We start from the raw sequence: 14088 nt of genomic DNA, 5'->3' as shown, positions 1-14088 counted from the left end.
TTCTTACAGCTTTATTGCCTATATTAAAAAGTGAATTACCAAATATAAAAATGGTTGCATGGCAACATAATGAATTCGACGTTTATATAAAGAATTATTATAAAAGGTTTGTTAATGATTATCTGTTAGGAGTAAAACAGGCAGATTTAGTTGTTTGTTTAACTTCAGCAGACTTAATAAAATACAAAAATATTAATAATAATTCAACTTATATATATAACCCAGTTACTATACAAAATACAAACATATCAAACTTAAATAGTAAAAATATCATTTTTGTGGGTCGTTTAATTTTAGAACAAAAAGGATTGGATTACTTAATAAATATTGGAAAAGCTTTAGATAATGGGTGGAGGATTCTTGTTGCAGGAGATGGCAATGATGAAAAAAAATTCCGTCATTTGATCGCTAAAAATAAATTACAAGAAAAAATTATCTTAAAAGGGGCTTTGAAAGGTAAGGAGTTGAGCGATCTTTATTCGTCAGGGTCAATTTTTATTTCTACCTCTCGATGGGAAGGGTTTGGGCTTGTAATAACAGAGGCAATGGCATCAGGATTACCGATAATTAGTTTTAAAAATAATGGTCCAAATGAAATTTTAAAGAGTGGTGAATATGGTATCTTGATTAAAAGTAATGATGTTAATAATTTTACTGAAAGTCTAAAGGAATTAATGGAAGAAAAAGAAAAAAGAGAATATTATCAACAAAAAGGCCTAGAACGAATACAAGACTTTAAAATAGAAATTATCTTAAATAAGTGGTCCAAAAGTTTAAGAAGAATAAAAGACTAATTCATATTAGGTTCAAATTAAATACAGAAAATATTTTTTTATGAAGAGGTGAATGGTAGAAAGTTTTCTATTACGACCATGAATATATTTATAAAAAAACTCCTTGGTTTTTCTATTGGTCCAGTGGCAGGTGCATTTATAACTTTTATTACAATACCTATAACGACTTATTTTATCTCTCCAAGTGAATTTGGAAAAGCGAGTATGTTTACTTTATTCCAAGTTTTAATTGTGGGCTTTTTGTATTTGGGATTAGACCAATCCTATACAAGAGAGTATCATGAGGTTGATAAAAAAGATAATTTATTAAAAAATGCTTTATTGTTTCCTTTGATTTTATCAATTATCATTTTTGTTATTATTTGTACTAATTCAAACAAAGTTTCCATGCTTTTATTTGAATCAGAAAAATATAAAATTGCTGCTAAATTATTTGGATTAACAATAGTTACATTAACTATTGAACGTTTCATATTACTTTCAATTAGAATGAAAGAAAATGCCTTTGAATATTCAGTAATTAATATTGTAATCAGATTAAATATATTAGTATTTACACTAATATTTGTAATGTTTATTAGAAAAGATTTTTTAGCTGTAGTGTACTCAACTGCATTGGGACAACTTATTGGTGATATTTATTTAATAATTCATTATAATAAATTACTCAATTTCATGAAATTCAAATTTGATAAAAGTTTAATTCTTAAATTATTAAAGTTTGGAGTACCTTTGATAATTGCAGCATCAGTTAATAACCTTTTAAATTCACTAGATAGATTAGCTTTAAGAATGTGGAGTGATTTTTCTAATATAGGTATTTTTACTGCTGCTCTAAAAGTATCATCAACATTATCAATAATTCAGGTGAGTTTTACAAGTTTTTGGGTGCCAACAGCATACCGTTGGTATAGTCAAGATAAAGATGTCAAGCACTTTGAAATAGTTAGTAATGTTATTTTATTGCTAATGTCTATTTTGTTTTGTTTAATTTTACTATTTAAAGATTTTATTGTTATTTTATTATCACCAGACTATATTGGTTCAAAATTTATTATAGGCTTTTTATGCTTACAACCTATCATGTATACAGTTAGCGAAACAACAACTCTAGGTATTGTTTTTTCAAAGCGTAGTTATTTAAATTTATTTGTAAGTTTAATATCGATTATACCCAATATAGTATTAAACTTGCTATTGGTCCCCCGTTATGGTGCAATTGGTGCTTCAATTGCTACTGGAATTTCCTATATTTTCTTTTTCTTTGGCAGAAGTTATTTTTCTAATAAACATTGGACTGGTTTCCCTCTGAGAAGGCACATATTAGTTACCCTAACAATCTTCTTAGGAGCACTAGTCAATTCTACAAGTAATAAGTATATAAATTTAATTAATTTGTTTTTACTTAGTTTAACTATATTAATTCAAATTCCAACAATAAAAAAAATAATATTACTAAATAATAATAAAAGTAAAAAAGAGTGGGACTTTTCATAAATAATTAAAAATAAACAAAAGAATTTCATAAACCAAGTTTAAAAAGGGAGGAACAGGCTATTTTTAAGAAGATTAGAAAAGATATAAAAAGGCATACAAATGGGAAAACTAAATTCAAAAAAGTATTAAGTCTTTTTTACTATAATTCCATTCCTGCTATATTAATATATAGAATATTAAATTGCTTGTATAATAAAAACAGTAAGGTTAGTAAGCTATTATATTATTTTCTTTTTTTTCTCCTATATATACCATATAAACATATAACTGGAGTAGAGATCCACCCAGAGGCAAAAATAGGAGAAGGTCTCTTTATACCTCACTGTACTAGTATAATTATATCGAAAAGTGCAGTAATAGGTAATGAAGCTACAATACATCAATGCACAACAATAGGATTGAATTATAAAACTAATAAAGCCCCAATATTAGGAGATAATGTTTTTATTGGTACGAATTCCTCAATTGTTGGAGGAATAAATATAGGAGATAATGTTAAAGTCCTTCCAAATAGTACTGTAACAAAAGATTTTTCTAAAGACTTAATTATTGGAGGAGTTCCAGCCAAAATTATAAAAGAGAATAATATTCTTAAGGATTTATAATTATAAAATTGGCTAATTTCTAAAGAATATTTGAAATTATTTTTTTAGAAAAATTTTTGTCAAATAGGGAGGAAGGTATGGATATTACTTATTCAGGCTCTTTGAAAAACAGTAAGTCCAAAAAAAATAGTATAAAATTGAATTTTTCAATTTTATTTGTAATTTTTTTATTTATTGTTAATGAAACAACACGAAGTGTCCTTGGTGAAAAGGTTGGTTTGATTAACATTCCATTCTTATTAATTGGAATATCTTTTATATCTTTTGCTTTTCGTAACGGAAGGATTCGTCCTGCTATTTTTCTAATCGTCACTCTTTTTTCAGCGATTGATTTAATCGTTTCACTTTTTTTACAAAAATCAGGACATTATTACGTTATAACTATTAGCAATTTATTAACACCACTATTTTTATTAAGTGTAATTATTAACAAAGAGCAAGCACTTAAAACATTACGATGCTTTGTTAAATATTTCAATGTCTATATTATTATAGTACTTTTTTTTGGAATCATAGATTATTTTACAAATAGTTCTATACAGTTATTTTTAGCTAGGACTGTATACAAGGGGCAGCATTTTGCTGAAATATTATTGAGTGAAAAAAGGTTAGGGATCTATAGGTTTTACTTTATATCAGGACACCCTTTACAAAATTCAAAGTATTTTTTAATCTTTTTTATAGTAAATAGTATATATGCACGATACGATAAATATCTACTAAATAAATACTTAATATCAATTATTACAATTATTGGACTTATTTTAAGTGGAAGTAAAACAGCACTTGTTATTGGTGCAACTCTTGTTATATTTTTTAACTCTTTAAAAAAGTATAAGTGGGTTTATATTAGCATTACGGTATGCTTTTTAATAGTTTTCTTTAATACCCCATTGTTTCAAAATAATTTAGGAATGAGGTTTCAGCAAGGGATAAAGTCAGGTGACTTAACCTCAGGAAGAAATGATGTAATAAAGATGATTTTGACTACAAATGAAGAAAAACCACAACTTTTTTATGGTGGCGGGGCAGGGTATTCTAGAGAAGTTGTGTCAAGATTAAATACTTATTCAGGGAGTTTTGAATATCCGATTATTATGTTTTCCTATGACTATGGTGTATTTGGTATGGTCCTAATATATTTTTGTATCCTTATATATCCTTTGTATGTTTTCGTTAAAAGAAAACAATGGTATTTATTCTTTTCTTTTCTTTTATTAACTCTGTATATTAATACAAATAATGGAATAGCACAGTACGAAATGGATTCAATGTCACAATTATGCTTTATTATATTAATCTTGGTGAATTTAGGGAAGGAACCATTGGGAAATAATTTGACACTCAATAGAATATAATCACAAGGATAAATATATTTATTTTTTTTTTATTTATTTTATAAACCTATTGTTAGTGATTATAATTTAATAGATCCTGGTACTGAAAATTTTTCTTAGTTTTAGATGACCATGCACTAAAATTTTCTTTTGTTTATTTTGCATTTGTTCGTCAATAAAATACAACATTTGTATAATAAAATACATTTTTTAAAAACCAAAAAAATTAATTTTAGGAGTGGAATATAAATTGAAAATTGCCGTAGCAGGAACTGGATATGTCGGCTTAGTGACTGGTGTGTGTCTTGCAGAAAAGGGGCATACAGTTTCTTGTGTAGATATAGATGAACAGAAAGTATTCTTAATGAAATCAGGGATTTCTCCTATATTTGAACCTGGTCTTGAAGAATTAATGGTGAAAAATATGGTTAGATTGAACTTTACTACCGACTATAAAGATGCATATAAGGACGCGGATGTTATTTTTATTGGAGTGGGTACCCCTGAAAAACATGATGGTTCAGCAAATCTTAGTTATGTCTATTCAGTGGCTGAACAAATTGCAAAGAGTATTCAGAAAGATTGTATTATTGTTATAAAATCAACCGTACCTATTGGAACAAATGATAAAATCGAAGATTTAATTAAAGCAAATCTAGTTCACAATGTAAATGTATCTATCGCTTCTAATCCAGAGTTTTTATCACAAGGTACTGCCGTAAGAGATACTTTAAATGCTTCAAGGATTGTTGTTGGAGTACAGGATTCCTATGCAGGGGACGTATTAAAGGATGTATATAAGGATTTTGGAGCTCCAATTATAGTTACAAACAGGAAAAGTGCAGAAATGATTAAATATGCTTCAAATGATTTTCTAGCTTTAAAAATTTCTTTTATTAATGAAATTGCAAACCTTTGTGAAATCATTGGTGCTAATATCGACGATGTTGCGACTGGAATGGGGTATGACAGCCGCATTGGTAATAAGTTCTTAAACTCGGGGATTGGTTATGGAGGATCGTGTTTTCCTAAAGACACGAAAGCATTACATTGGTTGGCAAATTTCCACGATTACGAATTAAAAACAATTAAGGCAGCTATAGATGTTAATGAAAATCAAAAGCTGAAATTAATCAAAAAATCACGAAAATATTTTGATAGTTTAAAGGGTTTAAATGTAGCAGTACTAGGATTAACATTTAAACCAGGTACTGATGATTTAAGAGAAGCTCCATCACTTGTTAATATTCCGATTATGCTAGAGGATGGGGCAAATGTTAAAGCTTGGGATCCTGTGGGCTTTGATAACTTTCAAAAATTACATCCAGATGATATCACATACTGCTATACAATTGAAGAAACTCTTAAAGATGCGGATGTATGCTTTATTTTTACAGAATGGGATGAGGTCAAAGGCTTTGATTTATCAAAATATAGAAAATTAATGAAAAATCCAATTGTCTTAGATGGAAGAAACTGCTACGATCTTACTAACGTTAAAAAAGCTAACATCATTTATGATTCTATTGGAAGAGAAACAATAAATAATTTAGAACCTTTATTAGTCTAGATACTATTTGTATAATTTGATTAAATTAGAAGGTATTATAGATAAAAGTTTTTTATAACATCCTTGTCTATTAAATAGAGGCAAGGATGTATTATTTTGTTCAAATATAAAAGATAAGTAATAGAAATATAAACTTTATAGAAAAATCACCTAAGTAAATTACAAGGATTTCTGTAAAAAAAATTATCTATGAGAATGGAGAATATATTTTGAACGGCTTAGACAATGCTCGAAAATGGTTTTCATATAATAATTTGGCTGATGATTTATAAGATAAATTACTCGAATTTAAAAGCAAAAAAAGTTTACTAGAAGATAGCTTTTATAAACACCTAGAATTTGGTACTGGGGTATACGCGGAGAACTTGGACCTGGGATCAATCGTTAAACATTTACACGATACGTAGAGCTGCAGAAGGACTTGCCAGATACATTGCGGAACAAGGTGAGATTGCTAAACACCATGGAGTTGTTATTGCTTATGATTCACGCCATAAATCTCCGAAGTTTGCCTTAGAACATTGCAGTTAAATCCGGAGTTAGTTTCAGATGTGGCGAAAGAATTAAAAATTGTTTACTCTCCGATACATGGTACTGGAAACAAACCAGTTCGTGAAGGGCTAAAGGCATTTGGGTTTGAAAAATGTCACCGTCGTAAAAGAACGGGAATTACCGGATCCGAATTTTTCTACAGTTACATTGCCGAAACCTGAAGAGCATGCTGATTGGAATTAGCCATCCAATATGGTGAGCAAATCAACGCGGATGTCCTCATGACAACTGTCCCGGATGCCGACCGTTTAGGGGTAGCGGTTAAAAATACTAACGGAGAATATGTAGTTTTAACCGGGAACCAAATGGGTGCCTAATGCTTGAGTGTCTTCTTTCTCAAAAACTAGCAAAAGGGATCCTGCCGGAAGATGGTGTGGTTATTAAAACGATTGTAACTTTCGAAATAGGCCGTGCCATTGCAAAGCATTATTGCCTGGAAGTAATGGACATACTAACAGGCTTTAAGTTTATTAGAAAAAATTAATGAATTTGAACAAACGGGGCAGAATACCTTCCTCTTTGGATATGAAGAAAGCTATGGTTATTTGATTGGCGAATTTGTACGTGACAAGGATGCTGTTCAATCTGCCACTTTTGTTGCCGAAGCAGCTACTTATTGTAAAACCAAAGGCATGACCATGTATGAATGCCTATTAGCTATTTTTGAAAAATACGGATTTTATAAAGAAGGTCTCCAGTCAATTACATTAAGAGGCAATGATGGGGTCGAACAGATCGCGGCATTAATGGATACATTTAGGAGAGAATGATTAGAAGAAATAGCAAGATTAGAGGTAAAGTCTATTGAATACTATTCTACTTCCATTAGGGTTGGAAATGGTGTTGAGAGCAAAATTGATTTACCTAAATCCAATGTTATAAAATATCATTTAGCAGATGGATCATGGTTCTGACTTCGTCCTTCAGGAAAAGAGCCGAAAGTGAAATTTTACTTTGGAGTAAAAGACACAACGATGGAGAGTAGTCAAGAGAAGCTTTCCTCACTAAAACAGGCTGTAATGGGGAAGGTCTATGAAATCTTAGGAAGGGGATCGGAATTATGATTCTTGTTATTGGGGGAGCTGGATATATCGGTAGCCATCTCGTTAAAGAATTAGTGAAGAAAGAAGACGTCATTGTTCTTGATAACCTGTCAACAGGGCATCGGGCAGCAATAGATAGCAGAGCTATCTTTGTAAAGGGTAATATTGGAAGTGAAGAAGATCTCCAGTTGATCTTTTCCAACTATCCTATCAAGGCGGTTATGCATTTTGCTGCCTATAGTTTAGTAGGTGAGTCTGTAGTGGATCCATTCAAATATTATCAAAATAATGTGGCATCAACATTGACGTTATTAAATGTAATGATGAAAAACAATGTAAAAAATTTTATCTTTTCTTCAACGGCTGCTACATACGGAGTTCCCAATGTAGAATTAATTGAGGAAGAAATTATTACATCACCCATTAACCCATATGGACGTTCTAAATTGATGATTGAACAAATTCTAACTGATTTTCATGTTGCATATGGATTGAATTATGTTATTTTACGTTATTTTAATGCAGCAGGTGCGCATGAATCAGCAGAGATTGGCGAAAGTCATGAACCGGAAACTCACTTAATCCCGATTATCCTTCAACAATTATTAGGTCAACGTGAACAGATTGCTGTGTTCGGTTCCGATTATGATACACATGATGGAACCTGTATAAGGGATTATATTCATGTTACTGATTTAGCGAATGCTCATATTCAAGCACTTGAAGCTTTATTAGAAGGGCGAAAATCGTCAGAAATCTATAATCTGGGTAATGGCCAAGGTTATTCAGTAAAAGAAGTCATTGAGACATGTGAAAAAGTAACGGGTTTGAAAGCTAATGTTGTACTTACGGAACGTCGTGCAGGTGACCCAGCAAGGCTAGTGGCTTCATCCGAAAAAATTTTTACCGAACTAGGTTGGAAAGCAGAACGAAAATTAGATAAAATCATTGATGATGCATGGAAATGGCATCAAAATCAAAAATACTAATTTAAAAGAATATACCAAGATTTGTGTAATTTAATCTGTGAGTTTTAAAAAAGGACCAAAAATGAACTGCTCCCCAATTGTAAAACACAACTAACAATTGGAGGTGCAGTTTTTTATAACGAAATATTTACTGGAAATAAAAATAAATGCTATTCAAGACTACCTTAAAGGTATGGAATCTTTCAAAGTTACAGCACAACGCAATAATGTCAGTATCACGATGTTAAAAATGGGTAGCGAAGTATCGAAAACATGGATTTGAAACCTTTCGCGAAACCCTCATTCTTCACTCTAATCAGGGCTGGCATTATCGGATAAAGAAGTATCAACATGCATTGAAAGAACATGGAATTACACAAGGCATGTCTCGTAAAGGGAATTTTTTAGATAACGCAGTGATGGAGAATTTCTTCGGCATATTAAAAAGTAAACTACTTTATCTTGAAGAAGTTAACAGTATGGAGGATTTGAACAAGAAATAGAAGAAGTATATTCAATATTACAATCACAAACGAATTAAGGCAAATTTTAAAGGCATGAGTCCGATTCAATACCGTACTCATGCCCAGGAAGATGCATAAAATTCTTGTCTAACTTTGTGGGTTCAGATCAAAAAGCGTAAGATGTTTAAAAGGAACGTTACACTTTTATATTACTAATTCAATTAATGACAGAGGTTACTGGTACTTGTTCCGTAACCTATTATAGTGCAAATTCGATTTGTCCAGTTATAGTAACCTTTTAAAAATTGAACAGTCGCACAAGACGTATAATTTTTTGGTATTTGGTCATTAAATAAACAGTTTTATCCAACCTTGTTTATATCTGTTTATAAACTTATACTATCCACATTATAATTTTCAAAGTATTTATAGATCACCTAATTTCAATATAAACATCATTTAATTCTCTAGACCAAGTGAGCTTTGTACAAAGTTTAACATCATTTGAAAGAATAACAATTTTCAATTCATTTATTAACATGATATATTAACTCCCATTTAATGTTTTAGTACTCCATTGTGAATTTCCCATTACAATAATTCAATTGTTGCTCTTCTAACTCTTTTGATTTTAACTCTTTTTACCGTTAAGATATTACTGCAATCAAAAGTGTTTTTAGCAATCATGGATGAATTATTTTATTAAATCTTGTTTTCTATTACACACATCTTCTTTGGTTTTCCAGCATCCGAGATTTCTAAATTGTTGGGCGAAAACTATTTCTCCCCTTTGCCATACCAATTAAGCTGTATAATTTATTTGCCGATGCCGCTCTTTCATCTAGTTATCTCTTATACCTGAGTTTATTTGCTCACCCACTGTACTCCGAATGCAGATACACCAAAAGCAAAAAGATTGTTAATCTTTTATATATTAAACAGTGTAGGAACGGAAATTAGAGTCACCTATGATTTATAATGGATAACTGTATATATTTGGAATGGAAAACGATGGGTTGAAATAATACTTGAAAGTGGAAAAATAGTATATTCAAGGGAATGTCCAATTTGTCAATTAGAAGAGTTTAGTGAAATGGAAAAATTTATAATTTAATGTGTTGAATCTAAAAAAGCATATGCCTTGGCAAAACATCTCTTAATTTAAGAAGAAATTTAGTTACCTCATAAAAATTGTTCTTGCAATTTCTTATTAAGCATTAACTTATTTTATAAGGAAGTTAGGATTGAAGTATTATAGTAATAGAGGTGAGTATTTTGAATCGAAGGAAATTTATATTAGATTTAATATTTTGGATACTTGCTTTCTTTTTGGGGTACTCGATTAAAAAGGATGTTGAAGACTGGAATTTTTTTAAAAAAGATGCGAGTGTAGCAGATATAAAGAAGCAAGTTAGAAAAAGAGTAGGTAGCGAAACCGACGATACAAAAAGGGTACAAGAACTGTTTAACGAAAAAGGAAAGATTTATTTTCCGAAAGATACTTACATAATTTCAAAAACAATCACTATTTATGATGATACAGAAGTAATATGTCACCCACAAGCAACGTTTTTATTAGCCGCAAACGCTCGGTGTTATATGTTCAAATCTGATACCACAACAGGTAAGAAAAATTTCAAGTGGTCAGGTGGTATCATTGACGGGAACGATGCCAATCAAGGGAATGAAACAGTTTCTGGAACCAATCATAACGTTTCAAGAGGGCTCACGCTCTATAATTTTTACAAAATTGAAGTTTGTAATCTGCTTATTAAAAGTATACGTGGTCAAGCGATTACTCACTGGGGAAATCAACACGCATATTTTCACGATATAGAAATTTGGCAAGATTTAAGCCCATTTGAATTAACCTTATTCCCAGGTGGTGGTTCAAGACGTGATGGAATCACAGGTGCATCAAGAAATCTCACATATGAAAATATCAGAGGATTTACAGATGATGATTTCATCGCTATTGCTCCTGGATGTAATTGGGAAGGTGGTGGAAATCTATTCCCTATAGATAGTGTTTTTATCCGAAACATCAAAATGGAACGCAATGGCAAAGATTCATCATTTGCTAGTTATAGAGGATTTGCCGTTTATTCTGGTGGTTTTGACTATAAAATTAAAAATATCGTTATAGAAAACGTAAATGCAACAGTTAATACGGAATTTATGAGGATTCAAGGTGTTATTGATAATCTTAGTATTAAAGATATAAACGCAACCTTAGACATGAAAGACCCTTCTAACGCCCGGGGTTTCTTGTGGGTTCGCTTAGTTCAAAACAATGGGGGAAGTGAAGATATAGGCGGAAGTATCATAAATAATTTAACCATAAACAAAGTAAATTATCAGTATGTTAATACTAACGTATTGAAACCTTACGTCAATGTTTCAGATAGTTCTAACATTAAGAACCTAAAGTTATCCGATATTTACGGATACTATCCGATTAATGTTTCTTCCGGTGGTGAATTCATTAATGTAGATGCGAATAGTATAATCAATAATTTAGAATTGAACTAAAGATCTTTAATAGTTGAATATGACAAACAACTTTCCATATTATAAGAGGAATGAGCGGGTGAGACACCCTAACTGAAAATCAACACCGAGCGTTACTATTAAAGGGGATGTTTAAAGAAATAATAATATCACGCTTTGAATTTACAGGGATACTACCTTATATACAATTCAAAAATCTAATTTGGTTATAGTCATTTATTTTATTTGATTGAAGATTCAGAAGTGACTGAGTGGTTATGAGTGAATCCCTTTGGACGGATTACGATCTTTAGAATCTTTTCAAGAACCATTAAACACAAAATGGACATGAGTAACATGTCCATTTTGTGTTTTTTATTTCTGGTATCTACATAATTGGTAATATACTCAAGATCTTCTCATAAATTCTTATCTTCCATATTTGATTATTTAAAAATATTTAGACATAATTTCCTTTAGTTGCTGTTCAACTAAAACAATTTGTGAGTTATTAGCTTTTAGGATATCATCATACATCGATTTCCCCTCACCGTGTAATTGATGGTAGGATAATTGTTTATTCGGATCGAAGTCCTTTACCGCAAGCCCAAGGCTTAACATATCGGATGTTGACATATTGCTAGCTACAATAAAATCTGAGATTGAATTAATTAATGAAGGTAGGTTCCCTATATTACTTGGATCTAATGCCTTTTTGACGATTCCCTTCATGGCCTCTTCTTGCAATTGTTGACGACCGTATTCACCATTTTTTAGTGAATAGCGTTCATGCACAACCTCCGTAACCATTTTTCCATCTAAAGTTTGATTCCCTGCTTTAATGACTTTATCTTTATTTTCCTTATACCATGGATGAGTTAACGCTACATCGAACGGAACATTCATATCTATGCTGCCAACAGAATCTACCATGGATTGAAAGTCCCAATAATTGGTTTCTACATAGTAGCTAATTGGAACCCCAGTAAGCTCACCTATTGCTTTGACTGCGGCTTCAACGCCTTCCTTTTGACCTTTTGTCGACTGCATGATATATTGAACACTTGTCAACTTCGTATAGCCATATCCATCTAAATGAACCCGTGTATCACGCGGGATGCTTACAGCATGGTATTCGTTTTTATTTAAATCGACGTGGACAAGCATCATCGAGTCAGAATGACCGGCGTGATCTCCTTTTCTTTGGTCAGATCCAATTAATAATACGTTATAAGAGCTACACATATATTGGAAACAACATCAATGCTAGTGATTGGCGCCACCAGAAATTCATAAAATTTGTTCAATCAAAAAAGCGTAAAGTTCCATTTTAGAACTTTACGCTTATCTATTATGCCAATCCTAATAAGGATAAGGCTTCCTATTTTACAAATAAACGAACCATGATTTTGATCCAACCCAAAAATGCAATCCACAATGGAACACTAATAGATGTACCCCAAAATAATCCAGTCAAGAAATTTGCTTGTCTTTCCATACAAATCCACTCCTTTAAAGTTGTAGATTACCTTTTTTGATTTTCAGTTGTATTTATTACACAATAAATGATGGCGCTTACAATGGCGATGGGGTTATTTTCTGAACTTTTTGTTTACTTATAAATTTGTTAATGGCTTTATACCTACTTATTTATGTTTTTTTACTATACCAAATAATAGAAGGAAAAAAACGAGAAGCTTGTTAAGGGGGTAATAGATGTTTTCGACAATTCCGAACGGGAGAAAATTAAGTTTTGTTAAAGAATCGAATAGAGAGGATAAAAGTAACAAACTTCGCTAAAAACCTTTACTTTACCCATTTATTCGACAGTGATGCGATAAAAATATCACGCAAAAAATAACAATTTGTTGGAAATAATATGGCGTAAAAGTGGGGGATCAGCGGATTACCTATCGAAAAAGAATTACGGCTTTAGTCGCAATAGATTCAATAATTGTTTTCATCACCATTTACATAAGCTATCTATTTTTTAATCCCAACTTCTATATTTTAAAAATGCCGATGCTGCTGGTGACCTCCTGCGATTCTAAAGGTGGTTCCTTTTCTGTCGCAGAACCTATGAAATCCCTGATGTTTTTATCGGCCGGAATCAAAAGCTACCGCCTATTTACCCCCCATTTTACCAGCAATCAATTTTGTTTGTGTTGCATAATAGGAAGTTGTAATGCTTCATGCATTCGAATCTCCAACGTAAGTCAGTTCCTTCTCTCGATTTATTAAACTCCTTTTTCATTTAATATAAATATTTTTCGAGCCTCTTATACATGGTGTATACAAGCGAGTCTATTTCTTTGTCCTTTTGTATAATAGTGGAAATTCTAAATGTATAATACAATTTAATCATCCTAACATTTGGTAATAAATTTCGACAGTTTAGAAAGAGGGATTTATATATATGGAGAAACGTGAATACCTAATTAAACAGGTATTAGGAAGTGAATATCCTACTGCACTATATGGAGTGGGAATTGATATCTATAATCTTGAAGGAAATAAATATATTGACGGTTCTCCGGGTGCAGTAACAGTAAGCATTGGACATGGTGTACAAGAGATTATTCATGCGACGAGCCAAGCACAAAAGATTGTGCAATTAGTTCATGGTAAGAGGGGGTATATCGAATGAAAAATTATCATTGGTTGGCTTTGATTCCGTTTATAGGTATGCTGGGTGGATCAATCCTTTTTAACAGAATGACCCCATATGTTCTAGGAATGCCATTTATCCTTTTCTGGATTGTATTATG

At 31.4% G+C, this 14088-nt stretch carries 9 protein-coding genes and 3 pseudogenes; 11 read left to right on the top strand and 1 reads right to left on the bottom strand.

Features of this window, described 5'->3' with window-relative positions; all coding sequences use genetic code 11:
- From BIV60_RS26455 to BIV60_RS26415, 9 genes and pseudogenes are all read left to right on the top strand, one after another.
- The coding region (locus tag BIV60_RS26455; RefSeq protein WP_141770570.1) for a glycosyltransferase at nucleotides 1–794 on the top strand (794 nt) is incomplete at its 5' end.
- A 48-nt stretch (nucleotides 795–842) separates the two neighbouring features.
- Nucleotides 843–2291: a lipopolysaccharide biosynthesis protein gene (locus BIV60_RS26450; protein ID WP_256218563.1), complete on the top strand. Its 1449-nt coding sequence runs from the start codon at nucleotides 843–845 to the stop codon at nucleotides 2289–2291.
- Between the two features lie 185 nt (nucleotides 2292–2476).
- Nucleotides 2477–2896 (top strand): serine O-acetyltransferase, encoded by a 420-nt coding sequence (locus tag BIV60_RS26445; RefSeq protein WP_071358641.1) that lies wholly within the window; start codon nucleotides 2477–2479, stop codon nucleotides 2894–2896.
- A 77-nt stretch (nucleotides 2897–2973) separates the two neighbouring features.
- Nucleotides 2974–4254, top strand: coding sequence for a hypothetical protein (locus tag BIV60_RS26440; RefSeq protein WP_071358640.1), 1281 nt, complete (start codon nucleotides 2974–2976; stop codon nucleotides 4252–4254).
- Between the two features lie 229 nt (nucleotides 4255–4483).
- Nucleotides 4484–5803: a UDP-glucose dehydrogenase family protein gene (locus tag BIV60_RS26435; RefSeq protein WP_071358639.1), complete on the top strand. Its 1320-nt coding sequence runs from the start codon at nucleotides 4484–4486 to the stop codon at nucleotides 5801–5803.
- 209 nt (nucleotides 5804–6012) lie between these two features.
- Nucleotides 6013–7419 (top strand): annotated as a pseudogene (locus BIV60_RS26430) (phospho-sugar mutase).
- Nucleotides 7416–8387 carry a UDP-glucose 4-epimerase GalE gene (gene galE / locus BIV60_RS26425; protein WP_071358638.1) on the top strand — a complete coding sequence of 324 codons (972 nt, stop codon included), beginning with the start codon at nucleotides 7416–7418 and terminating at the stop codon, nucleotides 8385–8387. Before BIV60_RS26430 ends, galE begins: the two are co-directional and overlap by 4 nt.
- Nucleotides 8388–8659: 272 nt before the next feature.
- Nucleotides 8660–8968: pseudogene (locus BIV60_RS26420) on the top strand (transposase); the annotation flags it as partial.
- Nucleotides 8969–10105: 1137 nt separating this feature from the next.
- Entirely contained in the window at nucleotides 10106–11362 is a 1257-nt protein-coding gene (locus BIV60_RS26415) for a glycoside hydrolase family protein (protein ID WP_071358637.1), read from the top strand.
- 408 nt (nucleotides 11363–11770) lie between these two features.
- Here BIV60_RS26415 and BIV60_RS26410 read toward each other — a convergent pair whose 3' ends face one another.
- The gene (locus BIV60_RS26410) at nucleotides 11771–12565 is read right to left on the bottom strand and encodes an LCP family protein (protein WP_071358636.1); all 795 of its coding nucleotides are present in this window, start codon (nucleotides 12563–12565) and stop codon (nucleotides 11771–11773) included.
- A gap of 1171 nt (nucleotides 12566–13736) precedes the next feature.
- Here BIV60_RS26410 and BIV60_RS26405 point away from each other — a divergent pair.
- Nucleotides 13737–13967 carry a hypothetical protein gene (locus tag BIV60_RS26405; protein ID WP_071358635.1) on the top strand — a complete coding sequence of 77 codons (231 nt, stop codon included), beginning with the start codon at nucleotides 13737–13739 and terminating at the stop codon, nucleotides 13965–13967.
- A pseudogene (locus tag BIV60_RS26400) lies at nucleotides 13964–14088 on the top strand (DUF3311 domain-containing protein); the annotation flags it as partial. The gene BIV60_RS26405 and the pseudogene BIV60_RS26400, both read left to right, overlap by 4 nt.

This window comes from Bacillus sp. MUM 116, assembly GCF_001866655.1.
GTDB lineage: Bacteria > Bacillota > Bacilli > Bacillales > Cytobacillaceae > Neobacillus.
This window is presented reverse-complemented; position numbering and strand designations above follow the sequence as displayed.